The sequence below is a fragment of the Deltaproteobacteria bacterium genome, assembly GCA_003194485.1.
Taxonomy (GTDB): Bacteria; Desulfobacterota; Dissulfuribacteria; order Dissulfuribacterales; family UBA3076; genus UBA3076.
This window is the reverse complement of record PQXD01000004.1, coordinates 62,546-88,256: the sequence shown is the minus strand read 5'-3', so window position 1 is coordinate 88,256 and position 25,711 is coordinate 62,546. Positions and strand designations below refer to the sequence as shown.

21 protein-coding genes are annotated in these 25,711 nt (G+C 47.8%); 11 read left to right on the top strand and 10 right to left on the bottom strand.

Going from position 1 to position 25,711, the window contains the following annotated elements:
* The first annotated feature begins 52 nt into the window (after positions 1 to 52).
* Both C4B57_03455 and C4B57_03450 read left to right on the top strand, forming a co-directional pair.
* Positions 53 to 253 carry a hypothetical protein gene (locus C4B57_03455; GenBank protein PXF55316.1) on the top strand — a complete coding sequence of 67 codons (201 nt, stop codon included), beginning with the start codon at positions 53 to 55 and terminating at the stop codon, positions 251 to 253.
* Positions 254 to 269: 16 nt separating this feature from the next.
* On the top strand, positions 270 to 1,298 hold the full coding sequence (locus C4B57_03450; GenBank protein ID PXF55315.1) for an alcohol dehydrogenase: 1,029 nt from the start codon (positions 270 to 272) through the stop codon (positions 1,296 to 1,298).
* A 58-nt stretch (positions 1,299 to 1,356) separates the two neighbouring features.
* On the opposite strand, the gene shc is transcribed toward C4B57_03450, so the two are convergent.
* Positions 1,357 to 3,345: a squalene--hopene cyclase gene (gene shc / locus C4B57_03445; GenBank protein ID PXF55314.1), complete on the bottom strand. Its 1,989-nt coding sequence runs from the start codon at positions 3,343 to 3,345 to the stop codon at positions 1,357 to 1,359.
* A gap of 62 nt (positions 3,346 to 3,407) precedes the next feature.
* Here shc and C4B57_03440 point away from each other — a divergent pair, with 62 nt between their 5' ends.
* A complete protein-coding gene (locus tag C4B57_03440; GenBank protein ID PXF55313.1) occupies positions 3,408 to 4,283 on the top strand; it encodes a hypothetical protein in 876 nt (291 codons plus the stop codon).
* On the opposite strand, the gene hpnH is transcribed toward C4B57_03440, so the two are convergent.
* From hpnH to C4B57_03425, 3 genes are all read right to left on the bottom strand, one after another.
* Complete coding sequence (gene hpnH / locus C4B57_03435) at positions 4,231 to 5,238, bottom strand: hopanoid biosynthesis associated radical SAM protein HpnH (protein PXF55312.1); 1,008 nt, start codon at positions 5,236 to 5,238, stop codon at positions 4,231 to 4,233. The genes C4B57_03440 and hpnH overlap by 53 nt on opposite strands.
* A gap of 46 nt (positions 5,239 to 5,284) precedes the next feature.
* Positions 5,285 to 6,244 carry a hypothetical protein gene (locus C4B57_03430; GenBank protein PXF55391.1) on the bottom strand — a complete coding sequence of 320 codons (960 nt, stop codon included), beginning with the start codon at positions 6,242 to 6,244 and terminating at the stop codon, positions 5,285 to 5,287.
* A 68-nt stretch (positions 6,245 to 6,312) separates the two neighbouring features.
* The gene (locus C4B57_03425; protein ID PXF55311.1) at positions 6,313 to 7,239 is read right to left on the bottom strand and encodes a 4-hydroxy-3-methylbut-2-enyl diphosphate reductase; all 927 of its coding nucleotides are present in this window, start codon (positions 7,237 to 7,239) and stop codon (positions 6,313 to 6,315) included.
* 108 nt (positions 7,240 to 7,347) lie between these two features.
* On the opposite strand from C4B57_03425, the gene C4B57_03420 reads away from it, so the two are divergent.
* Positions 7,348 to 8,241, top strand: a complete 894-nt coding sequence (locus C4B57_03420; protein ID PXF55310.1) for a hypothetical protein — start codon at positions 7,348 to 7,350, stop codon at positions 8,239 to 8,241.
* Positions 8,242 to 8,349: 108 nt separating this feature from the next.
* Here C4B57_03420 and C4B57_03415 read toward each other — a convergent pair whose 3' ends face one another.
* Positions 8,350 to 9,477, bottom strand: coding sequence for a sulfotransferase (locus tag C4B57_03415; GenBank protein PXF55309.1), 1,128 nt, complete (start codon positions 9,475 to 9,477; stop codon positions 8,350 to 8,352).
* A gap of 136 nt (positions 9,478 to 9,613) precedes the next feature.
* Between C4B57_03415 and C4B57_03410 the strand changes: the two genes are divergently transcribed.
* A complete protein-coding gene (locus tag C4B57_03410; protein PXF55308.1) occupies positions 9,614 to 9,955 on the top strand; it encodes a hypothetical protein in 342 nt (113 codons plus the stop codon).
* 113 nt (positions 9,956 to 10,068) lie between these two features.
* Positions 10,069 to 12,753, top strand: coding sequence for a hopanoid biosynthesis-associated RND transporter HpnN (locus tag C4B57_03405; protein PXF55307.1), 2,685 nt, complete (start codon positions 10,069 to 10,071; stop codon positions 12,751 to 12,753).
* Here the strand turns inward: C4B57_03405 and C4B57_03400 are convergent.
* A complete protein-coding gene (locus C4B57_03400) occupies positions 12,732 to 13,391 on the bottom strand; it encodes a hypothetical protein (protein PXF55306.1) in 660 nt (219 codons plus the stop codon). The two genes, C4B57_03405 and C4B57_03400, sit on opposite strands and share 22 nt — an antisense overlap.
* Before the next feature lie 125 nt (positions 13,392 to 13,516).
* Between C4B57_03400 and C4B57_03395 the strand changes: the two genes are divergently transcribed.
* From C4B57_03395 to C4B57_03385, 3 genes are all read left to right on the top strand, one after another.
* Positions 13,517 to 15,415, top strand: coding sequence for an ABC transporter permease (locus tag C4B57_03395; GenBank protein PXF55305.1), 1,899 nt, complete (start codon positions 13,517 to 13,519; stop codon positions 15,413 to 15,415).
* Positions 15,416 to 15,593: 178 nt separating this feature from the next.
* A complete protein-coding gene (locus tag C4B57_03390; GenBank protein PXF55304.1) occupies positions 15,594 to 16,538 on the top strand; it encodes a hypothetical protein in 945 nt (314 codons plus the stop codon).
* A gap of 248 nt (positions 16,539 to 16,786) precedes the next feature.
* Complete coding sequence (locus tag C4B57_03385) at positions 16,787 to 17,881, top strand: hypothetical protein (protein ID PXF55303.1); 1,095 nt, start codon at positions 16,787 to 16,789, stop codon at positions 17,879 to 17,881.
* A gap of 44 nt (positions 17,882 to 17,925) precedes the next feature.
* On the opposite strand, the gene C4B57_03380 is transcribed toward C4B57_03385, so the two are convergent.
* Positions 17,926 to 19,101: a hypothetical protein gene (locus tag C4B57_03380; GenBank protein PXF55302.1), complete on the bottom strand. Its 1,176-nt coding sequence runs from the start codon at positions 19,099 to 19,101 to the stop codon at positions 17,926 to 17,928.
* The gene (locus C4B57_03375) at positions 19,076 to 20,377 is read right to left on the bottom strand and encodes a hypothetical protein (protein PXF55301.1); all 1,302 of its coding nucleotides are present in this window, start codon (positions 20,375 to 20,377) and stop codon (positions 19,076 to 19,078) included. The genes C4B57_03380 and C4B57_03375 overlap by 26 nt, the downstream gene beginning before the upstream one ends.
* Before the next feature lie 366 nt (positions 20,378 to 20,743).
* Between C4B57_03375 and C4B57_03370 the strand changes: the two genes are divergently transcribed.
* Together C4B57_03370 and C4B57_03365 are read left to right on the top strand one after the other, a co-directional pair.
* Complete coding sequence (locus C4B57_03370) at positions 20,744 to 21,829, top strand: capsule biosynthesis protein CapD (protein ID PXF55300.1); 1,086 nt, start codon at positions 20,744 to 20,746, stop codon at positions 21,827 to 21,829.
* An 11-nt stretch (positions 21,830 to 21,840) separates the two neighbouring features.
* Positions 21,841 to 23,025 (top strand): NAD-dependent dehydratase, encoded by a 1,185-nt coding sequence (locus C4B57_03365; GenBank protein PXF55299.1) that lies wholly within the window; start codon positions 21,841 to 21,843, stop codon positions 23,023 to 23,025.
* Between the two features lie 40 nt (positions 23,026 to 23,065).
* Here C4B57_03365 and C4B57_03360 read toward each other — a convergent pair whose 3' ends face one another.
* Both C4B57_03360 and C4B57_03355 read right to left on the bottom strand, forming a co-directional pair.
* Entirely contained in the window at positions 23,066 to 24,712 is a 1,647-nt protein-coding gene (locus C4B57_03360) for a hypothetical protein (protein ID PXF55298.1), read from the bottom strand.
* Positions 24,637 to 25,710: a hypothetical protein gene (locus C4B57_03355; GenBank protein PXF55297.1), complete on the bottom strand. Its 1,074-nt coding sequence runs from the start codon at positions 25,708 to 25,710 to the stop codon at positions 24,637 to 24,639. Before C4B57_03355 ends, C4B57_03360 begins: the two co-directional genes overlap by 76 nt.
* Between the last annotated feature and the right edge of the window lies 1 nt (position 25,711).

Below are 25,711 nucleotides of genomic sequence, written 5' to 3'. Positions count from 1 at the left end.
CCCCGGCTCCTGAGCGCAGCGAAGGAGAACGGGGAGGGGGCAAGACTCCCCCATGTCAAAAGCCTTAAGAAAACAAGGGGCTGAAGTGTTAAGTGAAAAGAAATATCCCCTGCCAGTGAACGGTCTGTACAGTGGACTTAAACTGAGCTGCAAAGGCCTTAAGAAAACAAGGGCGGGAGCATGTTGGAAGAAGGAGCACCCTGTGACCGGTTGCCAGTGGACCACGGACGGGTTCACCGGATATTTACATTAAGGAGAATAAAATTCATATGAAAGCAATGGTATTGAATAAGCTCTGCAGTCTGGAAGAGAATAATACCCCTTTAGAACTCACAGACCTGCCTGATCCTGTTCCGGGGGAGAAGGAGATCTCGGTGAGGGTTTCAGCTTGCGGGGTTTGCCATACCGAACTGGATGAGATCGAGGGCAGGACGCCCCCTTCTCATTTTCCGGTTGTACTTGGCCATGAGGTAGTCGGAGTCGTTGAAAAGGCCGGCAGCAAGACAGGCATCTTTAAACCCGGAGACAGGGTTGGAATTGCCTGGATTTACTCGTCTTGCAGGAAGTGCAAATTCTGCCTTGAAGGTAATGAGAATCTGTGCCGCAATTTTAAGGCGACCGGCAGGGATGCCGATGGCGGGTACGCACAGTATATGATTATTTCAGAAGACTATGCCTATAAAATTCCGGATGTCTTTTCTGATTTGGAAGCAGCTCCTCTTTTATGTGCCGGCGCGATCGGCTACAGGTCTTTGAAGTTAACCGGCCTGGAAGATGGCAGGAATCTGGGACTTGTCGGGTTCGGGGCCTCTGCTCACATTGTACAGAAGCTCGTAAGACATCAATATCCGGGCTCAAAAACCTTTGTGTTTGCCAGAAGCGAAAGCGAAAGAGCTTTCGCGAGAGAGCTCGGAGCCGTCTGGGCAGGCGACATTGAAGACGATTCGCCTGAAAAACTGTTTTGTATAATTGACACTACACCGGTATGGAGACCTGTAGTTGAGGCTCTCAGGAATTTAGAAAGCGGCGGAAGATTAGTAATCAATGCCATTCGCAAAGAAAAAGTGGATAAGGAATATCTTCTGCGGCTGGACTATTCTACCCATCTCTGGCTGGAAAAAGAGATAAAAAGTGTGGCCAATATCTGCAGGAGTGATGTAAGGGAATTCCTGGAAATTGCTGCCGAGATCCCCATAAAACCCGAGGTTCAGGTATTTGCACTGGAAGAGGCAAACAGGGCGCTGGTCGAGCTGAGGACAAAAAAAATCCGGGGAGCGAAGGTGTTGAAAATTGATTGACATGGGATCCGGTCCCCTGCGGCCTTTCCTCCTGTGGAGTGATGAATTGATTGCGGATTTACTCGCTAAGATGTCGCCGGGCCCTGCCCATGGCCATAAGCGGGAAATAATGGCGGTACATGTTGTAGTTGAGCATAAATCCCCTGGCAAGCTCGCTGCCCTGATCCAGGTCATCCGCTGCTTTGGCAATGTCAGTGCGCTCTCCGATCCCATAGCCTGGAAAACCGGTACCGGTATATTGTGGCTCATCCCAGGTGCCGTCAGCGCGTTGCGTTGCCAGCAGCCATGCCAGCCCCCGTTCAATCACCTGATCATAGGCATGGGACCCCGTGGCCACAAGGGCCATGATGGCCCAGCCGGTCTGTGACGCGGTACTGGGGCCACATCCCCTGAGTGCAGTATCCATATAAGAGCCGCAGCTTTCGCCCCAGCCACCGTCCGGGTTCTGGTGGTCCGCGATCCACCGGGCCGCCCTCTGCACATAGGGCGCATTCATATCCTCGCCAATGGCCTTCAGGGCCGGCAGGACCGCGGCTGTCCCGTAGATATGATTGACTCCCCAGCGGCCGAACCAGCTACCGTCCTCTTCCTGCTCCGACCGGATATATCTGTAGGCCCGGGCAACAACGGGATCATCCATCCCCCGCCCCAGAAGCCCCAGGGCCTCCAGTACATGGGCTGTCACATCAGCACTCGGCGGATCCAGCGTCTCGCCGAAGTCACAGAAGGGAATAAGGGTAATAAAACGGCTGTTGTTGTCCTTGTCGAAGGCACCCCAGCCGCCGTTTGAGCTCTGCATGGCATTCATCCAGGCCACTGCCTTGCGTACAGCCAGATCAACCCGGCTCCGCAGACCGGGGCCCAGGACGGGCAACAATCTGAGCAGGACAATTATGGCCACTGCCGTATCATCCACATCGGGATAAAAGTCGTTTTGCCGCTCAAAGGCCCATCCACCAGGCTCCACGTCTTTGACGTAGACCTGCCAGTCCCCTCCTGCCATAACCTGTTCGTTCAGGATCCATTCCAAAGCGGCCTGCATCTGCGGCGTTGCATTGAAATCCTGCTGGCAGTCAAGAAGGGCCAGGAGCGAAAGCACGGTGTCCCATACAGGCGTATCACTGGCCTGGAGATAGGTGGCCCCGTTTTTCTCGAATTTCCAGTGTTGATTCCAGGCATCAAGCCCGGCTGCCAATACCGGATGATCAAGGGCATATCCCTCCACATTTAAGGCCATCAGCGAATAGATCCATGGCGGCTGAATGCCGCTCCATGCTCCGTCTGCCTCCTGATGACGAATAATCCATTCCAGACATTGGCGGATGGCCAGTTCCCTGCCTGGATGAAACGGAAATCCGGTATACCGGCTCAGTAACCGGTCAAATAAATAAAAGGGGCGCTGCCAGAAAGAGGCATTTTTTTTGCCGACCGACCGGTAATCGAAACGATCCCGCGTCCCAGGAAAAAGCTCATCGATCCGGTGTTCCGGCGGGAGCTTTCTGACCGGCCGCCTGGACCTCAACACTGTCAGCGGAATAATGGTGCCACGGGCCCATGAGGCGAACTGATAGACATTAAAGGGAGCCCAGGATGGCAGGAATATGATTTCCGGAGGCAGTGCCGGAGTGGCATCCCAGGGCCATTCACCAAAAAGGGCAAGCCAATACCTGGTAAAGACCCGGAGTCCCCCCAGCCCGCCATGCTCTGAGATCCACTCTCTTGCCTTGCGGAGAGGCAGGGCATCAACCGGCATGCCGGAGGCCCTGAGCGCTGTATAACACTCGACCGTGGTGTTGATGTCGCCCATGGGCGCCTGATAGTAAACCTCCCATGAACCGTCAGGACGCTGCTCGTTCAGGATTGCCCGGATTACCGATTCATACTTCGGATCATCCTTCACACCGAGGAAATGCATGGCCAGAACCCACTCTGCTTCCATGCAGGAGTTGGTTTCCAGATTCCCTACCCAAAATCCTTCCGGCTGGTGGTTATCCAGCAACCAGGATACGCCCTTTTCTATTCCCTGTTGCAGGCTGTCAGTGATCATGCTATGAGGGGTCAAGTTTATAAATCCCGTTGTCTTTCAATCTAATTGCGCTGGGAGATACAATGCATACCGACTCGCTTCCCACTATCGGCGTCGTCGCAGCCCTCCGGGCTGAAGCCAGAGTACTGACACGTGTGGCAGACAGGATGATGCAGGGGTTGCCAGCAAGAGGAAGAATCGTTGTCCGCCAGTCAGGAATCGGCCTGCGGGCGGCTCGCAGACAGGCAGAATATCTGGCCGACATGTGTGAATTGCTTGTCTCATTCGGTGTATCAGGCGGCTTATATCCAGCCCTGAAGACCGGCGATCTGATACTGGCCGACCGGATACTGGTCTGGAACACCGAACTGTCTTTGACAACAGCGAAGAGACGAAATGATAAGCTTGACCCGTACAAACTCTCTCAAACACAGGCCCTACCTGTCAGTTTCAGAGCCGACGCCAGGCTCATTGATTACATTGCAAAGAAGTTTCAAGAGAATGTCATCCATTTTTATCAAGGCCCCATACTCTGTTCACCTGAACCGATTTCGACCTCAGCCTCCAAACTGGCTGCTCATCGACTGACCGGCGCACTGGCAGTGGATATGGAGAGCAGAGCGGTCTGCGAAGTTGCCGCAGAGGCAGGACTCCCTTTTTTCTGCCTGCGGGCCGTATGTGATCCGGCCGGTCAGACCGTGGCCGGCGCCTCAATGGCAATGGTGGATAAGCAGGGCAATCCCAGGATCGGCTATCTCCTGGCTCATCTTGTGCGGCACCCTTGGTTCCTGCAGGATGTGATACGAATGGCCTTCCGGTTACGACAGGCCCTGGTTGCCCTCGAAAGGGTTTGGCCTCTCGTTGGTGAACTGTTTCTGTCGGCTGCCGATACAACACGATATGATGCTATCTCCCAGGTCCGTGCAGGCAAACAGCAAGTGCCCGCCAGGGATGTTTGACCGTATCCAGGACAGCGCTTGCTTCAAAGCCGGAGTGGACCATGCAGTCTGCGCAGCGTGGATCACGTCCCACCCCGTACCGGTCCCAGTCGGTGTCTTCTATCAATTCACGGTAGGTGGCCACGTAGCCATCATTGAGCAGGTAACACGGCCTTTGCCAGCCAAACTGGTTCCTGGTCGGATTTCCCCAAGGGGTGCATGTATAATCGCGGTTTCCTGCCAGAAAATCGAGATACAGGCTTGAGTGGTTAAAGGTCCAGGACGGCTTGGCCTGACGGAGAATGGTTCTGAACAGCTCTTTTGTGCCTTCCCTGCCGAGAAAGCAGTCCTGATCATCGGCTGAATCGTAATTAAAACCGGCGGCCACGGTCATGGCCTCAACTCCCAGGGAGCTGAGATGATCAAACAACTGACCCGCTGATTCCGCTGTCTGTCCTTTGAAAAAAGTGGTGTTGGTGGTTACCCTGAAACCGGCCCCTACCAGCTTGCGGATGGCTTCCGTAGCCTTTTTAAAGGCCCCTTTATGGCAGACGGAGAGATCGTGGTGCTCATACATACCATCCAGATGGACATTGAATGTGAGATAGGGGCTGGGGGAAAAATCATGAAATCGCTTTTCAACGAGCAGGCCGTTGGTACAGAGATAAATAAACCGTTTGCGTCTGATAAGCTCATCGACAATAGTGGTGATCTCAGGATGGAGCAATGGCTCGCCTCCGGCTATGCTCACCACCGGCGCACCGCATTCTTCAGCCGCTCCCACACATTCCTCAACACTGAGCTGGTTGCGCAGTACCTCAGGGGGGTGATTCACCTTGCCGCAGCCCTTGCAGTGCAGGTTGCAGCGAAAGAGAGGCTCAAGCATCAGCACAAGCGGAAAGCGTCTTCGGTTCATCAGCATCTGGCTGATGATATACTTCCCGATACGGGCCTTTTGAAGAGTTGGTATTCCCATCAGGTTACTTAGAGAAAATCATGGATGCGGGAGCGCAGTTCATCACTCAGGCAGCTCCGGCTACAGCCTGTCCGGTCTCAATAAGATTTTCTATGACATCGGCTGTTTCCTTGCCGCCGGCATCCTGGTCTTGATGCAGATTTTCCGGATAATATCGGGGTTGCATGAATCTGCGGAGGGCCTGTTCCACCATTTCTATGGAAACCTGGGTATCGATACAGGGTCCGTGGGGCCTGGTATTCAATACTCCATAGACAGGCAGCGGATAGATATCCTGGATGCCGCTGGCCATATCCCGTTCGCAGGCCACTGCCACGATCATCTTCGGAAGGCGCTGGATCACGATCCTGCGGGCAATGGTGCCGCCGGTGGCAATAGCCAGATAGACAGAATACCGTTCGCTCAGGGCGATCAAATCGCTGATGGGACATTTGCCGCAGCGCTTGCAGTTATAGATGGAATAGGTCAGGCGCCTCTTGCATGTGGATCTCTGCAGACAATGAGGCATGAGCAGCAGCATCTCTTCCGGCTTATAGCGTCCCGCTGTCTTCAGGACGAGCTCGTTATTTACCTCCACGAATGATGAGCGGACTTTGTTCTTGGATATGCCGATGGCCTGACCAAGCAGGACCATGAACGGCAGAAACAGCTTGACTGTCAGACCCCGCATCCGGGAGAAAAAAGGCAGGGTTTTACCGAACCTGACACTGAGAATGAGGCTGAGCGAGGCCAAGCCAACAAGCGTTATAATGCAACCGATGACAAGTCCTAACAGGATGGGTCCCAGGGGATGAATGTGGGCGAGATCGAAAGTCGACAGGGCCCATACCAGAAAAAGAAAGAGGATCACCATTCCGTTGGTGGCCATGACCAGCCCGATAAAAAGACGTTTTTTTGCCTTATCAGCTTTTCGGTCTTCCTGGTCAAAGGCTCGCAGGGCCTGCAGCGAAACCGGGTCCTCAACAGTAGAATGACTTGCTGATACGGACGTGACCGATTTTTCCATATCCCCCCTCATTGTTTCGTAACTGCCTACACTCCTTATCGGCATGGAGTGAATAATTTACTATCGCTTTAGTTCGATTGCTCGTCAAGCTTTGCGGGGTCGAACCTCACCTTCTCTTTTTTGCCGGCCATTTCGCGAAAGGTTGTTGCCCCGTAATCCTGCAACCAATGAATCACGCCGTCAACCAGCCGTTCCGGGGCAGAGGCGCCGGCAGTCACCCCAACACATCGTACACCCTCAAGCCAGGCCGGATCGATATCGCCGGCATCATCGATCAAATAACAGTCAATCCCCTGGCGCATTCCCACTTCCCTGAGCCGGTTGGAGTTGGAGCTGTTTTTTGAGCCCACTACAAAGAGCAGGTCCGTTCTGCTGGCCAGCTCCTTCACGGCATTTTGCCGATTCTGAGTAGCATAGCAGATATTTGAGAGCGGTCCCTTGATATCTGGAAACCGCTCTTCCAGGGCCCGGCGCACTTCGACAATATCATCCTGACTCAGGGTGGTCTGGGTGACATAGGCCATACGTGCGGGATCACTGACCTGCAAGGTCTTGACTTCTTCAACGGTTGCTATGAGATGGACATGTCCGTCGATTCTTCCTGCAGTCCCCTCTACTTCAGGATGATCATGATGGCCTATGATGACCACATCATATCCTTCTTCATGATATTTTTCCACCATTCTGTGAACACTGGCAACAAGAGGACAGGTTGCATCGATGGTCCTGAGCCCCAGTTCGGACGCCTGCTTTTCTATAGCCCTGGAGACGCCATGAGCGCTGAAAATGGTAACGGCCCCTGTCGGAATATCTGCGAGACATTCTACAAAAACCGCACCGTGCTCCCGAAGCTCCTGGATCACGTGCCTGTTATGAACGATTTCATGCAGGACATACACAGGCGCGCCGTATTTCTCAAGAGTAAGCCGGACCGTCTTGATGGCCCGGATCACACCCGCACAAAATCCCCTTGGATTGGCCAGAATGATCTCCATTCCTTACTCCTTGCTTATGCCCGTGTTGTATAGACCCTTTCCGTTTTATAATAATCTTTCCATATTGAAAATTGAAAGGAAAAAGTTTATTGTCTTTTGCAGTTGTCTTTGAACAAATACCACAATTTCACGTTTTCTCAATATCAAATGCATATCTTTATCACCAGAGCGACCGGCTTTATCATCTATCATGTTATCAGGCTGCTACTATGCATATTGTTTCTCATTCAAACAGTCTGTGTACATGCAGGGCAGATATCGCCGCCCCAGGTCCCTCCGGTTGAATCCGGCTCAGCATTCCAAAAATTCAATCCTGAAGTCGTCGAAGAAAAGGACGGCGAAGGGTCTGACGAAGATTGGGGGGAAGATCTCTTTTTTGAAGAAGAAGTCGAGCCTATCGCCGATCCGATAGAACCCTTTAATCGCGCAATGTTTCAGGTAAACGACAAATTATATTATTATTTTCTCAAACCTGCGTCCAAGGTCTTTTCATTTGTTCTCCCCAAGGACCTGAGAGTGGCCCTTGGGCGTGCAATGAATAACAGCGAGGCGCCGATTCGCTTCACCAACTGTTTGCTTCAGGGGCGCTTTAAGGATGGAGGGACCGAAATTACCCGCCTTGTTATAAACACCACATTCGGATTAGGCGGTCTCTTCGATCCCGCAAGGGACTGGTGGAACATAAGAACAAAAGAGGCTGACTTCGGCCAGACCATGGGACATTATGGCGCAGGCCACGGATTTTACCTGGTCCTCCCGTTTATTGGTCCATCCAGCACAAGAGACGGAATCGGAACCTTTATCGGGTATCTTACGTTGCCTCAGAACTATTTCATTACCTTTCTGGAGAAGCTTACTATATTTTCGGTAGATGCTGTCAATTACGTTTCAGTCAATCCGGAAGAATATGACGACCTCAAGAGGGATGCCTTTGACCCGTATATCTTCTTCAGGGATGCCTACACCCAGCATCGGGCGGAATTGATAAGGAAATATAAGTAAGTTATGTAAATATTCTTATGAACCCGTTATATCCCGCCTTGAAGCGGTCACCTTTTTCCGGCAACAATAAGTTAATCCGAAGAGAGGAAGAAACGGCTGAAATGTTGCCTATGGCTTGAAACCATAGGCCTCAAAAATGGTTCTGAGGTTTCGGTATATAGTGTCTTTATTCAGGCCGAATGACTCAAGGGAATAATGGTGTCTGCTCTTGTACTGCCTGGCCTTTGAGGTTTCTTTTTCAAGGATCTCCTCGTATCCATGGCTTAATTCCATGCCAAGTGCCTGATAGATTCCGCATATTGTTCCGTGGGGATCAGAAACCAGATCTTCGTAACGTACTTCAATGAACTGATTTTCAGGGAGAATTTTTTTAAATTCATACAGATATGAATAATAGCGGCAGATTAAATCAGTCAGTTCCCGGTTGGCCCGCGCGTCCTTTCTGGCGTGAGGAGCCAGTGCCTTCCATGCCGCATCAAACATACTGACCAGAGACGGTATGGATTCGTATGGATGCCTGACTAAATGCACAATACGAATGTCCGGCAGCAGTTCGTAAACGGACTGCAGACGTCCGGCAATAAGAGCGACTTTCTGGAGAAGTATTTTGTCCGATCCGGTGGCATACATGTGTCGTTGCAGACAGTCCCTGTAGTATGACATCAGTTTCCGCCGTTCTTTGTGCGGCATAAGATCAACAAAGGTCGCCTCATCCAGGTCTTTTAAATACGGAAACAGGAGGCCCAACAAGGGACTGAGCATGGCATAAACGAAAAACATCTCATCTGATTCGGCCTTTTCAGGTCCGGTTTGATGAATGGTTTTCCAGCCCTTAAATCCTTTCCCGCTGATCCAGTTCAGTAATTTTGCTGCAGGACTGCCAAACATCCGGTCGATTTTACCCGCCGCTCCAAAGAACTTGTAACAGATCACAGAGGGAAAAATCGTCTGATAGAGCTTCAGGTAAGAAAACTGCCGGTCCAATGCCATCAGACGATGGGTAAATGTGGTTCCGCTGCGGGGATTGCCGATAATGTAGACCGGTGCCGGCAAGGATTGTTTTCGAAAACCGGGAAAGAATATGTGGTCAAGAAGGCGTATTAACCACACAAATGTGCGCAAGGCCAGAAATGGAATAAGAAAAACGGACAAAAGACACGCGTGCCGCAGTGAAAAGTGTTGCCTTGAGAATGACAGGCGTAATATCTTAAACAGCGTGGGGTAATGAAAATACATGTGAGTAAATTGTAAGATCCATGAAAAAGTGCGCAATGACAAGGGCAGGGGAGACAGGATCGTCTATTTGTATTCGAGTTTTTTGAATATGGCCAAAGGCTGCAAAATTGTCAAGGATTGATGATCAAAAAATTCCGTGCATTCCGCGGATTCCGGCAATTTGCGGGATAGTAAATATTCTTATAAACCCTTTATATCCCGCCTTGAAGCGGTTACCTTTTTCCGGGTTTCAAAGCTCACTCATCGCGGACCGGAAAGGCAGTGCAATCCGGCCCGCGATCGAAACTCTGCAAAAGGCAAACCGCTCCTGCGGCAGGGCACGGATGGCAAATGTTCACTGGCAGGGGATATTTCTTTGAACAGTTTAACGGAAGCCCCCGTAGTTTTCTCGGCTTTTGCTGTGGGGGAAACCCCGGCTCCTGAGCGCAGCGAAGGAGAACGGGGAGGGGGCAAGACTCCCCCATATCAAAGGCCTTAAGAAAACAAGGGGCTGAAGTGTTAAGTGAAAAGAAATGTCCCCTGCCCGTGAACGGTCTGCACAGTGGACCACTGGTTCACCGGATATTTATGCGGGATAGACCGTAAAATCATATGCGATACATGTTTATCAGATACTTGAAAAATTACAGGCTCTGTCTGCCGGAATGGTGGATACGCGGAGTGCTGAGGCATTCATTTGCAGTGTTGGCAGCGGCAATATGTCTGACCTGTGTTCTGGCACTTCTTACGGTAAAGCATTTCAAGATAAATACCGACCTAACAGAGATGATCTCCGATGAGCTGCGCTTCCGTAAGGTCGCAAAAACATTTTACAAGGCCTTTCCCGCCTTACGCGACACCATCGTGGTCGTGATAGAAGCCGACACCCCCGAACAGGCCATGCAGGCACGGGATCTGCTGGCACTGAATCTGCGTGACGATAGCAGCATTTTCAAATCGGTCTATATTCCTGGCGGAGGCCCCTTTTTCCATAAGAACGGACTGATGTATATGAGCCTGGAAAAGCTCGAGGATCTGACAGACCGACTGTCCGAATCCCAGCCTTTTATTGCCCTGGTATCCCAGGATTTCTCTCTGCCGGGTCTCTTTTCATCAATCGAAAAGGTGGTTGGCGAACATGATGAATATATCAAGAACAACCAACGCCTGATATTTTTATTTGACTGCTTAAGCGACACCTTCGAGAAGGTGGCGCAAGGGACTAACCACCGCATGTCCTGGCAGGAGCTCATGCTTGACCAGGAGGCAAACACCCCGTCCGGTTATCAATTCATTATTGCGCAGCCCTTTTTGGATTACCGTGCGGCACAACCTGCCGAAAAGGCCATCAAAAGAATTCGAAGTGCTGCCAATGTGCTTCATATTAACGAAGAAAACGGCATAACAATCCATATAACCGGAGGACTTGCCATCAATTACGAGGACTTGCTCAGTGTTCGGAAAGACATCGGAATCGCGGGCCTGGTTTCCTTTGTTTTGGTCGGCGTCATCCTCTATGTGGGACTCGGTTCGGCCAGCCTTGTGTTTGCCAGTCTTTTCACTTTACTCACAGGCCTTGCCTGGACAATAGGGTTTGCCGTCCTTTTTATCGGAAGTCTCAATTTGATATCAATCACCTTTGTGGTCCTCTTTATAGGCCTTGGAATTGATTACAGCATTCAGATCTGTTTACGCTGCAAAGAACTCGGATCTTCAGGATTGACAGATTCCGAAGCTATTTCAGAAGGGGTCCGGAGTGTAAGCAATGCCCTTATACTATGCGCAATAACTACGGCCATCGGATTTTACGCCTTTGTGCCTACGGCATATATAGGCGCTTCAGAATTGGGCCTCATTGCCGGAACCGGAATGTTCCTCAATCTGCTGGCAAACATTACCGTATTGCCGGCCATGATGAATCTGATGCCCTACAAAAAAAGTGACCATCCGGCCCTTTCCGTGGGCAGGCATATTTCGAAACTCCTTGATGGTTACGCCATGCCGATTGTTGCGGGAGCAATTGCTTTCGGGATAGCCGCTGCTGCGATTATGCCCAGAATCTCTTTTGACGCTAATCCACTTAACCTTTCAGACCCTACAACAGATTCAGTTATCACTGCACGCAGCCTTCTTAAGGCTGACAAAAGCACTCTGTGGACAATAGCGGTTATGGCATCCGACAGGCAGGAGGCCCGGGATCTTGCGAAACGGCTCAGAGAGTTGCACGAAGTTGAAGCGGCGGTCACCATTGACGATTTCATTCCAGAAAACCAGACCGAAAAACTGGACTTGATTAACGATATGGCACTTATCATGCCCCCTGCACCGAAGACGAAGCAAGGCGGTTCATGCACCACCCCTCAACAGGACAAGAAGGCCCTCGAAGATTTGTACCGTGTCCTGAAAGAGACGATTAACTCAGATGCAACAGGCGACAAAAGCTACATTTCTGCAATCGCTCGTCTTGCCGAAAATATCCAAGGCTTCAACAAGCTCCTGACAGATACCGGGAGAGAAGAAGTCCTGTTCCGTGCTCTTGAAACAGGCCTCTTGTCCAATCTTGAGATCCTTCTTGATAATTTTAACGACTTAATGCAGGCGGAAACAATTGAACTTGCAGACCTGCCTGAAGATTTAACCAGTCGCTATATCTCTGATGACGGCCTTTACCGGGTTCAGGTATTCCCGCGAAACGACATAACCGATATCCAAAATCTGAAAAGATTTGTGACAGAGGTACGGACAATAGCACCTGATGCCACTGGCAAACCTGTCACCATCTTGGAATCCGGCAGGACAATCTCCTCTGCATTCAGAACCGCAACCATACTCGCCTTTGTGTTAATTGCATTATTTTTGAGGATCGTATTTAAGAGGTGGGTTGAGGTAATACTTGTTATATTTCCTCTCTTGCTGGGACTGCTCTATACAATGGCCGCGGCGGTGCTGCTCAACATTTCTTTCAACTTTGCCAACATTATTGTTGTTCCGCTCTTGCTGGGTATCGGAGTGGACTTCGGCATTCATATCGTCAACAGGACAAGAGACAACCCGGGACCAGATACCCGCATCCTGGAGACCAGTACGTCCCGCGCCGTGTTATTCAGTGCTTTTACAACCATTATCAGCTTCGGAATACTATCTTTTATGCACCATGCCGGGACCGCCAGCATGGGCAAGCTGCTTACCATCTGCATCAGCTTCATGATCATATCCACTCTCCTGGTTCTCCCTGCCTTATTAAAAATATATAATCCTACAAACAGCAGGACCTCTCATAAGGTTGGTTCTCCATAAGTATCACTTGAAAAATCGGTTTTTTCAATTGCTGAAAGCTCTTTTATTTTTTCCTTCAGGCCTGTATTTAATCCGTCAAAACCCTTATCTTTCAGCACCTGCTTGAATTGTGTGCGATTTATGGCCAATTGACTGACACCGGAGACATGAATATCAACAATACGCCAGCTTCCCTTGTTTTCCAGCAGAAAATATATGAGTTCTATTATTTCCTTATTCGCTTTTATCAGATTACTTTTAACCTTCATGACCCGCGGTCGGAATTCAGATTCTGAAACCACTTCGAACTTTTGTCCTTTGTATCGGTGAAAACGCTGGGCGTATTTGGCCACGGTCCAGGCAGTATAGTTTTTCAAGAGTATTTTTCGCTGGTTTTCATCCATATCCTTCCAGTATTTCCCGGTAACTTTTCTGACTATATATGGGAAATCAAAGCTGTTCTTTATGACAGGCTCCAAAAGCCTGTAGCGCCCGGAAAAGCCGAGCTCATCTCCATTTTTCATGGATTCAACAAGAGCGGCATTTAATTTTTCAATTACATCCGCAGCTTTTGACTGAAGAGGCTGTCCCAAAAGAGGCTGCGACGCCAATCCAATCATCAAAATGCAGTAACTGGTGATCCACCCAAATTTTTTCATTTAACTTCCGTTTTGATACTGTATTTCAGAAAAAAATATGATAGCAAAGAAAAACAGGCTCTGCAACAAATGCCTCTGTTCGATTCTGATGACATGGTGCTGGCTATCGTGTATTCTCTCCTGCTGTGAATCCGTATGATGATAATAGCCCGATTCCGCCGGAACCCGGCTCGAATTACAGGCAGAAGCCTGTAAGCAATCTTGTTTATCCGACCCTCTGGCAGAAGTTGGTGGCACTGATCCGTCCATACGCTCCGCGCGTAATCCTGGCCACACTATTCAGCCTTATCGTCTCAGGAATAAATGGAGCCATAGCTTGGCTGGTAAAGCCGGCAATGGACAAAATCTTTGTTGAAGGAAATTACAAATATATATATCTGCTGCCTCTCGGAATTATTATTCTGTTTATACTCCGTGGTGCATGCAGCTTTCTCCAGTCTTACCTTATGCAGACGGCCGGCATGAAACTTGTCCGTGATCTGAGGAACCGGTTTTTCTCTCACCTGGTTCGCCTGCCTGTATCTGTTATATCCCGTTCCACCAGCGGGGATATACTCTCAAGGCTCATGAATGACGTAGGGGCACTGAGTAATGTCCTGTCCCAGAGCCTGAGGTCATTCCTGCTCCAGATACCAACTGTGATCGCCCTCATGGGAGTGGCCCTCTATAGGAGGTGGGAGCTGGCCCTGCTGAGTTTTATTCTGCTTCCCTTTATTGCCCTGGGGACCCGTTTCCTATCCAGACTGGTGCGAATACGCCGGAAGAAGGTCCAGAGATATCTGGCTATCTTGACGCACCGGGTGAACGAGGCTATTCAGGGCCTCAGGATTGTAAAGATATTCGGCATGGAGGAGGTCAAGGATGCCCAGTTTGTAAAAGAAAATCAGGCTACCTATCGTCAGATGGCAAGGGTTATACGCCTGAGAGAAGGGACTAGGTTCCTGATAGAGGTCCTTTCCGGTCTCGCTGTTGCGGCAATTCTGGGTTATGGCGGCAGCCTTGTTGCCAGTGGAGAGATGACCCCCGGAGACTTCTTCTCCATCCTTACGGCCATAGTCATGGCCTTTGCGCCCCTAAAAAAACTGGGCGGGGCCTACACCCAATTACAGGAAACCATTGGTATATTTGAAAGGGTTGACCATTTCCTTGACCAGCAGCAGGAGGAAAGCCGGGGACAGGCCCTTGAGGGATTGCACCGGGAGATCAGGTATGAAAACGTCTCTTTTTCCTATCCCGGGACTGACGTGCAGGTCTTACAGGAAATAGATATCACCATACCTGCGGGTAAGATCTTTGCCATTGTCGGACCCAGCGGGGCAGGTAAGAGTACCTTGGTTGATCTGATCCCGAGGTTCTATAATCCCACTTCCGGCAGGATACTCTGGGATGAGATAGATCTCCGCAATATCTCTCTCGCGGATCTGAGACACCAGATGGCCATAGTCACTCAGGACGTGGTCCTGTTCAGTGATACAATATACGAGAATATTGCGGCAGGCAGATCTGGAGAAGTCACTACAGAAGACGTGGAGAAGGCGGCAAGAGTCGCCCAGGCCCACGACTTCATTACCGCACTTCCTCAGGGCTATGATACGGTGCTGGACGAAAGGGGGCTCAATCTGTCCGGGGGCCAGCGCCAGAGGATAGCACTGGCAAGGGCGGTGCTCAGGAATCCTCCTTTGCTCATATTGGATGAGGCCACAAGCGCCCTTGACAGCGTCTCTGAAAATGCGTTCCAGAAGGCCCTGGACGAAGTAATGAAGGGCAGGACTACAATAGTGATTGCCCACAGGCTTTCAACCATCATCAACGCAGACCAGGTCATAGTTATCGACCAGGGTTGCATAGTGGACCGCGGGACCCATTTGGAATTGATGGAGAGCAGCACCCTTTACCAGGAGCTGTATCAGACTTGGGCCAGCGATAGCGAAAAGAATGGTAGGGGTTCAAATGTTCAGATTTTCGGTAACCCTGAACCCGTAAACGGCTACGGCCAACCTCCTTTTAGGCAAACAGACAATTAGACAAGGCCATGAATTCATCCCCAAGCAGCAGTGAGAACAATCCGGAGATATCGGTCATAGTTCCTGTCTACAACGAAGAGCCAAATATTGAGCCCCTGGTAATGCGTTTGCTGGAGAGCCTTAAGTCAATGGGGCGCGGCTTTGAGATCATCCTGGCAGCAATACAAAAGGTGCTGGAGTGAAGGCCAAACTCAGGGCCACAATGAAGTTCCTGCTGAGAATGGGTCTCAGTGTCTGTCTTCTGGCCTGGCTCATATTAAGGACAAATCCGCATGATTTACTGGCAGCTTTCCTTGATCTGTCATTCTTTGCATGGACCGTTGCCTTTCTGATGTATTTGGCCTCCCAGGTTATAAGCAGTATCCGTTGGTATTTCCTGGCCCATGCCCTGGATTTTACCGGTCCCTGGTCGGCATACCTCAGGTATTACTTTGTAGGTCTTTACTTCAATCTTTTCCTGCCTACCTGCATTGGCGGGGATGTGCTTAAGATGCACTTTATATCCAGGGGAGAACCTAAAAAGCTGAGGGCCACTTATAGCGTTGTTGCGGACAGACTCTTCGGGCTTACTGCCATGTTGTTACTTGGAGCGGGTGCCGTACTCATAGGACATGGCATACTTCCTTATTACTTTGAGCACATTCTTTGTGTCACGGGAATCTGCATCATCGCATCAGTTCTTGGCCTGCCATTGGCCTATAGGCTTCTCGGCAGTGCCTGGCCCGAGATTGGGAAAAGGCTGGCAGTACTCCTGGTATTCTGGGAAAAACCAAAGGCCCTGTTCGCAGGCCTGAGCCTGTCTCTGATTCTTCAGGCCCTTGGTATTGGTGCAGTGACTCTCCTGGCAAAGGACATGGGGCTCAGTCCCCCCCCGGCCTTTTACTTTGCGGCCTTTCCTCTGGTAGCAGTCCTGACAATACTGCCTATAAGCTTTAATGGTATAGGTATCAGAGAAGGCGGCTTCATCTACTTCCTGGGGCTCAAGGGCATATCTGCCGAAAAGGCCCTTACCCTGAGCCTGAGTTTTTTTGCCATACAGATTGCGGCGAGCCTGATAGGAGGTCTTGCTTATGCCTTTGGTCTACATAAAAAGCTGCTCGAAGATTACACTGCAAAGATGTAATTGCTTATTCCTTGAATGAGGGCAGGATCATCATAGTGATTACCACGGTCACGTGGTATTCATTTGGAGTTGATGGAGAGCAGCACCCTTTACCAGGAGCCGTATCAGACCTGGGGCAGTAGTGATTAGAAGGATTCATTATCACCTCACTTCTATCAGCACAAAAAGGGATGGTTATTTTGTGACAGATTCTAAGGAAGCCCACAAGGAATGCAAAAGCACAGATAGGTAAAGGTCGGGATAAGACATTGAGAATAGCTGTAGTGCGTAGAGAGTGCGGACCTGGGCTTGGAGGGGCTGAAGCTTACTGTGCTAACGTGTGTACCTGGTTGACGGAGATGGGCCATAACGTGACAGTAGTGGCGGACAAGTCTCTTTTGCCGGGGCTGCCGTTCTTCAGGGCCCCTGTGTGGGGGAGGGGGAGCATTCTTAAGAATTTGAGTTTTTTTTTGAATGCCAGACAGGTACTTAAAGCGGGCAATTTTGAAAAAAGCTATGGCCTTTCAAGAGTAGCCCCGGTAGACGTCCTTAGAATATCAGATCCGTTACATGCCGCATGGCTGGACCTGGGTTATCAGAAAAGTACCAAGTTCAGACGCCTCAGGCCCAGACACAGGCTGCTTCTCTGGATGGAGGCCAGGGCAATCAAAGAGGCCAAGGCCATTGTAACGAATTCACAGTTAGTAAAAGGCCAGGTGCAACGTTACTACAGTACATGTGCTGAGAAAGTCACAGTTATTTACAATGGAGTGGATCTTAAACGCTTTCGCCCGATGACTCATGAGGATCGGGTTTTGGCAAAAAAATCATTAGGCATTTCAGATGATGCCACAATCTTTGTTTTTGCAGGCTCCGACCTGCGCCGTAAGGGTCTAAGCCAACTCTTGTCCGCTCTTGCCCAGTTCAGAGAACAGCCTTTTATGTTGCTTGTGGCAGGGTCGAGAGGGAACAGGGAACTGAAGAAAAGAATAGAAGGAATGGGCCTGGGTCAAAGGGTTAAGTGGCTGGGATATGTGAAAGATATAGAACGATTATATGCCCTGGCAGATCTCTTTATACTTCCTACCCATTACGACCCATTCGCCAATACCACTCTAGAGGCCATGGCCTGCGGCACTCCGGTTCTCACCACCAGGCAAAACGGAGCCGGGGAAATAGTTGAACAAGTCGCCCACTGGCTTGTGGTGGAAAGGCCCTGCCATAAAAATATAATTGAGGCACTCAATGCATTTACAACACTTCCTGCACAAGAGAGAAGGTTGTTAGGTGAAAAGGCACGTCTTGTAGCTCAAAAGTTTTCTTGGCATAGGCATATAGAAAATCTCATTACCGTGTTACTTTAACAGTCGAAGACGACCAGAGTCGCTCAATGCAACGTGCGGTAAGCCTATTTTTTTAGAGTTTCCAACTGGATATACATGCTAACCGTTTTTTCAACCATCTTTTCACGGCTGAAATTTTCAGCCACATGATATTGGGCCTTTTTGCCTATTAATTTCAGTTCTAACCTCTCCTTTTTGAGGAAGTCGCTCATGGATTTGGCCAGGACTGCGCTATCGTTTGATGGAACCATCGCCCCAATGGTTTCAGGTGTGTTGAATATGTCTATTATGCCATCTGTCTCTGTTGCAATTACCGGAAGGCCCGCTGACATTGCTTCGAGAATTGCCATTCCCAGCCCCTCCCTCCTTGAAGGATGAACAAAACAGTCTAAAGCTCTTAAAACGATAGGTACTTCTTCAGGTTTTTTACGGCCGAGGAAAAATACTCTTGATGTGATGCGTAGTTCATCTACCTGCCTCTTCAGCTCTTCTTCAAGAGGTCCGTCTCCAACAATGACAAGAAATGCTTCAGGCCCTGTGTCTGCCACCTTTGCAAAAGCATGTAACAGGACGCTGTGGCCTTTGGCCTTTTTCAGCCTGGCAACTATGCCGAACAAGAAACCTCTTTTCGGAAGATTCAGCTTTTCTCTGGCCTTCTCTTGACCCATGGCAATGTCATAGGTGCTTGTGTCAATTCCATTATGGATTATGATCAGTTTTTCAGGCAAAAGAAACGGTGCGTTGCAGAGCATATAATTCTTTATTGCTTCGCTTATGCATATAACTTTGTCTATTTTTTTGCACAGATGATTAAATATAAATCTTCTATGCCAATTCCTAAATATGTTTGTATCTCCCAAAGTGTAAATTAATGTTGATGCATCATTCCCGTACGTGGCGAGAGAGGCATTTACAAGAGGTTTATAGCGGTAACAGTGAATAATGGAAATATGGTTTCTTTTTATAAGATTGCGGAGTTTGAATACAGTAAAAGGATTAAAATGTCTGAACTGTTCTTTTGTAAGTCCAAGCGAAATCGCAGAAATTCCATTTCCTGTCATCCTGGAATCATTGCTGTCTCCGTAAAAATAGCCTATCACGGGGTTAAAGCCGCTTCTTACCAGGCCTTTCAATAGGTAATAGTGGACATGTTTGTCGCGCGATGGATCATCCAGCAGGTACAGGCAATTGATAGGGCCTTTTGGTATTAAGATTTCAGCCATTTCTTTGAACATCAGCATATGCTATGCCGGTCGGAACTGCCATAAACAGCCAGTATAACGTTGATGATCCATGTCGAAAGCCATCAGTGAACATGTTGGTTCCCCAAAACATGATCATGAATAACAGACCTGTAGCCATAAGTCCTTTGATTTCAGGGTGATCATTATCCATCCAGCAGTACCACAGCATTCTTGCCTGGATTATTATTGTAATCAGGAGCGCCAGAGCACCCTGTATTCCTGTCTCAATAGCCCTCTCAAGAAATGCATTATGGCCATGAACCAGTCCGGCTTCTTTTATAATGTCCGGCATGAGCCGCTTAATATTTCTTCTTCCAAGCCCGGTCCCTGTAAAAGGGTGTTTCAAGACTTCCTTTGTAAAGGTCAGGTATGTATATATCCTTAATGGAATGGAACCTCCCATATCTTTTGCTTTACGCACTTCCCCTTGAAACATGAGCTTCCAGTCCTCTCTTATGAAATACTCCGTCTTGTCAGAAATAAATAGCGCAGAAACAGTAAGACAGAAAAGCAGGGAGAAGATGGCGAAATATCTCTTGGCTGAGCTGAAAAAAAGGGGTGATACAGCCATGCCGGCAAAGACAGAGATGATAGCTCCACGCCGTGTGGTTGATATCAGCGCAAACAGATTGAGAAGCAAGAGTATCAGACTTCTGGTTCTGTATTGATGCCTCACCAGATATATGAAGGCCACAGCTACTAGAAGGATTAAATATATGCTGATGTGCGTGATTCCATTAAAAAGTGTATTTGAATAACTAAAAATAAAAATTCTATCTCCGATACCGGCCGACTCAAGATTTGTATCGGTGTCCAGGAACCAGAATTCACCTTGACTAAAAAGCCACTGTGACATGAGTCCCAGGTAAAAAACCAAAAAAACCACATTGGCAGCAGTCACTATCTCCAGCCAGTTAGTCTTTCTTCCATATTTTTCAGAGAAGAGGAGCAGTGAAATGAACATACCAAAATTCAGTAGATATTCACTACAAAATATCCTGAGAGAATATTCCGGGTCCGGGCTCATGAATATGGATATAAACGCAGTGACAGATAGAAATCCCAATGCCCAGGAGAGAGGATGGCGAAAAAACTCGCGTAAAAGAGCGCATGCTTTACTAAATTTATTTTCGCCGGAACTGGCAATGGCATACAAGCATGTAATAATTATGAGAATGGAAAGGACCTTTCTTGGGGCGGTGCCTCCTATATGAAAGGGGATAATTACCAGGAGAATAAAGAAAAAGGATTTCAAGAGACGTTCAGCATGCATTCCGTTTTCTCTTTAATCTGGTTCCTACCCCTTCGCGCAGATTTTTTAACACCCATTTTCACAGATACGAAAAGCGCCGAAATTTTCCCTAATCATGCCGTCCAAACGATTTCTACGAGTTTATCATCATAAACATCCCTTCCCGGTATATCAACAAATTTCCTGAATAGCTGAGGAGTAAGCGTATTCTCAAAGTGTCTCAGGTCACTTGCTAAGCCGAGCTACGGGCTGGAGAAGTAAAGCGTAATTTCTCTGATATCTCTGAGGCATGGACGGTATTGCATTGGGAGCCGAGATGGGATATTGAAAAGGGACTGAAAGCTATACTGAAATGGTTTATGGGCAACATGCTCTTAAAATAATTTAGTGACAGATAATCTTTACTTAAACAACAAGCGTGTCCTTGTCACCGGTGCTTGTGGCACAGTGGGGCGTGAGCTGGTGCGACAGCTTTTCGAAGTTTATCAGGTGGGCGAGGTCGTAGCCATAGATAACAACGAGAGCGAACTTTTCTCACTGGAACAAAAGTTCTCAAAATTGGGTAATGCCCAATTTGCCCTCGGCGATATTCGTGACCGCGAAAAAGTCATACGGCGTATGCGCGGGATTGACGTTGTTTTTCATGTTGCTGCATTTAAGCATGTTATTTTGTGCGAACGCTCTCCATTTGAAGCGGTTCAAACAAATATCCAAGGTGTTCAGAACATTATCCATGCGGCTTATGAAAATAAAGTCAAAAGAATTATTTTTACCAGCTCGGACAAGGCAGTAAATCCCACCAGTGTCATGGGAACATCCAAGCTGATGGGTGAACGACTGATGACAGCAGCAAATAGTAACCAGCGCGGCGATGGACCTATTTTTACTTCGACGCGATTTGGTAACGTATTGGGTTCACGAGGATCCGTGGTGCCCATCTTTGTTGAGCAAATCCGTCAGGGTGGACCGGTTACCCTAACACATCCAGAAATGACCAGGTTTATTATGAGTATCTCCCAGGCTGTTAAGTTAGTGATTGACTCTAATTTTTTAGCAAGGGGGGGTGAAGTTTTTATAACCAAAATGCCGGTATTGAGGATAGTAGATTTGGCTCACGCCATGATCAGGCTTTTAGCACCAAAATTCGGCCACGATGCTGAAAAAATTACCATTAAGATAATCGGAACAAAGCCTGGTGAAAAAATGTATGAAGAACTTATGAGTAAAGAAGAGACGCGCAGAGCACTGGAGTTGGATGATTATTTTGTTGTGTTGCCGGCATTTCGCAGCATCTACAGAGAAATCCAATATGATTATCCAAACGTCATTTCCATGAAGGTGGAACATCCGTACGTTTCTTCCCAAGAGAAAATCATGTCTCCGAAAAAGATCGAGGAGTTTCTGACAAATAACAACTTGCTTGATTTGCAGTATGAGAAATCCGAGCACCCGGGTAAAAGATACTGGCCATAAAAGGAGGAGGTATGCATGTTCTTATTCTGGGTGGCGACGGATATCTCGGCTGGCCAACAGCCATGTATTTTTCTCAAAGGGGATACGATGTAACAGTAGTAGATAATTATTTCCGCCGCAATGCCTGCACCGAACTTGATGTGGGCATGCTGTATCCTCTACCTACCCTGATTCAGCGTTCTAAAATCTGGTATAAACATACAGGACGTGAAATTAAGGTTGTAATTGGCGATCTTACCAATCCCGAACTTGTGCGCTCGCTTTTCAATGGAACGATAGAATACACTTGGGCCATAAAGAAAACATACACAGGGGTCCCTGAAACCGTGATCCATTACGCCGAACAGCCTTCCGCTCCATATTCATTGATCAACTACAAATACGCAAACGTAACCATTGCCAATAACCTGATCATCACGAATAATCTGATGTTCGCGATAAAAGATTTTAGCCCTGATACGCACATCATCCACATCGGCACCATGGGAGAATATGGCACGCCGAATATTGATATAGAGGAAGGATGGATCGAAATTGATCATAAAGGAAGAAAGGATAAATTTCTTTTTCCCCGCCAGGCTAGTTCTCTGTATCATACTACTAAAATCATGGATACCGATTTGATGTGGTTTGGTATACGGACGTGGGGCCTACGCGTAACAGATCTGATGCAGGGTCCAGTATACGGCATAGAAACCGAAGAATCAAAAATTGATGAAAGTCTGCGTACGATTTTTAATTACGATGAAATTTTTGGGACGGTCTTAAATCGATTTATTGTCCAGGCCATAGTCGGTTATCCACTGACGGTTTATGGGAAAGGAGGACAAACCCGTGGTTATCTGAATATCACCGACACCTTGCAATGTGTTCATGCGTCGGAAAAAACGCCGGCCAAAAAAGGAGAGTTGCGTATTTTAAACCAGATCATGGAAACCTTCAGTGTTAATGATTTGGCTGAAAAGGTCAGGGAGGTTGGCATAAAACTTGGTTATGAGGTAAAAATCGATCACCTTGAAAATCCCCGCAAAGAAGCTGAGGACCACTATTACAATCCTACTTACCACGGGTTGATCGATCTTGGCGTCAAACCCCATTATCTTACACACCACGTGTTGGAGAGAATGTTTCAGATAGTAGAACAATACAAATCCAATATTCGTAAAGACGTTATTTTTAAAAATATAAAATGGTAAAAGGACGAGTTTTTCTTGAGGTACTGCTTCCTTTATGGTATCAGACATCATATGGTTTCGGTCTTTTTGCTGTTTTCTGATCTATCCTTAGCCTCTTTTTATGAATCTTCTCTGTCACTTTAGTTTCAAGCAAATGAAGCAGATCCTGTCTTCCTGCCCAGTTAATACATCTTCTTGTATAGTATTCAAAAATTTGTTTTGTCAGTTTATCACGGACTTCCCACCATTCAAGGGAGGCACAAAGATTGATTAGGTCTGAGAGCCTTTCTCTGTCTGAAAGCCGTTTTTTTATTTTTGCTCCGTCAAGATCAAAAATTGTAAATGTTGTAGGACTTGATAAATCAAAATAGAAATTTGATATTTTGCAGTCTCCGTGAAACACACCTTTTTCATGCATTTCCCACACGAAATCAGAGAGCTTTGACAGAAAACCTGGTGCGGCTTCATAGTCTTTCAAGGTTTTTCTTATCATGTCTGTATTGTGCCTACCTGCGCCAATCCATACATAAATTGCTGCACCGTAAATTTCATTCCAGGGGTCTCCCATGTCAACAGCGGCCAGAGGCAATGGAGTCGGGATATGACGGACTATAAACTCCCATGAAATATTCCATGTCTTGATCGCTCTTGAAGTCCTAAAAAGATATGAGCAGGCATTAAGATGGCCTGAGCATCTGTATATTTTCAGGAAATAAGGAGATCCTCCTATCTCTATTTTGACAGCCATTGTGTGTCTTGAATTCTTGATAGTGCCTTTTTTTATTGGAATATTTTTATTAGAAAGATCCTCAATAAATCTAATAACCTCGTTCGGGGTTTGACGCGATGACAACAGGAATTTTTTATTATTGCGTTTTTGTTTGAGAGATCTCTGTATGCGTCCAAGGCCTTTTTTTGACCAATGGCGTCTCATACGGGAAAAAGCATGCTCTTGTACCTGAAATCTCACTGACCTGGCCTTAAGTTCAACCCAATCATGCGACAATATGGCAACTAACCTCAATATTTCACGGCGAGAAACCTTGCCCCAAAATGGAGGCAATATATAGCTTAATTGTTTAAGGCGCTCTTTTGTCAAGAGTGGCCTTGAACGAAGATGTGCTCTGTGAAGATCAATTATGAAAAAACATCTTTTCTCATGGTCATATATCACATTGTTTAGGTGGAAGTCAGGCTGGAAAAGTCCGGCATTTGAAAGTTCGGTGATCAATTGATAAAAAGAGTAAATAACGTCCCGTTTTTCCCTGAGTTGCAGGTTAGGCCAGGTTGATTCCAAAAAGGACTCAAGGTCTTGGCCGATTGCCTTTTTTGTCACAAAATAGCTACACTCCTTTGATGAACCGTGAGCCAGTGGAGGGGCAGTTAGGCCGTGCTGATGTAATGCCTTGGCAATTGTCCATTCCTTTTTTCCAGGATCACGAAGTCTCAGAACAGGCGGCTTAAGCAAAAATACCTTTATGAAAAGATCTCTATTGCAGTAAACTCTCCTTCTCGGCGTTTCCTTTACAAGTAACGTTTCGTTTGAACTCAAAAGCTTTTCAAGGTCAAAGTCGGTGCCAAAGGCATCCCCGTCTCTGGAATCAGATAGTATTGGAGGTCGAGCTGACATTTTCATGTAAATGATTTGATAAAGACCTTGATTTTTTCTGCCCTGGCCTCCCAAGAATAACGCTCTGCTTTTCGCCATGCAGACAAGGCCAATTTGTGCCTCAATTTTGAATCTTTTGACAGTCTGGCGACTGCGTTGGCTAACGAAACCGCGTCATCAGGCTCAAAGAAAAGGACCTCGTCCTCTGTGACAATTTCACGAATACTGGGAAGATCAGAGGCAACAATGGCGGTTTTGGCGGCCATGTATTCGAGAAGTTTTAATGGAAAGGTGTAAGATCGACTAAAAACAGTATCTGCTGAATTTGGAAGTATTGTTATTTGGGCCTCTTTTAACACGGCCCTAGCCTCCGGGTTTGAGAGGTATCCTAGGCATTTCACTCTATTTTTGATATGATCAGGCAGTTTTTCTTTGAGAATGTCGCCGACCAGAATGAGCTTGATGCCTTCAAGGAGCTCAAGAGAGTCAATAAGGGTCTTAAGTCCTTTCCATTTATAATAGGCAGTGCCCACGTAGCATATGGTATCTACCGGACCGGGAACAAGTCCTTTTTCCAAATTCTTATCATAAAAAGTGGCATTAGGGATTATGGAAATTGGAACATTCCCGTATAGCTCCTGCCATCTATATTTGAGATTCCGGTTGACACAGGCTATTCCCTTGACCATTTGGCAAAGTTCTTTCTCCATTCGAAATAGATCTGTACGGTCAGGATGTTTATCACTGAAAATTTCATGAAGCTCATAGACAACTGGGAGCCCCTTGCCCGCAAGGTCACGGGCCAGTCTAGGGTGTCTAAGCCAGAGTAAGTCCGGCCTAATACTTCTTAACATTTGCCTGAGCCTGAGTGAAAACCACTTGTTCGAGACAAAAGGACCTATTTTTCTTTTAAGGTCAATTACCTCCATTCCTTTAGGTTTTTCAAGATCAAACCAACTGAAAATATCTCCGACAATTTCTGCTACAAGAGTAATGGGTAAAAACTTTGCCAGAGCAGTGCAGGTACCTACTACCTGCACGCACCGGGCCTTCTGTGATGGTAGAGGCTCTGGATACGCATAAAGAATTTTGATCATT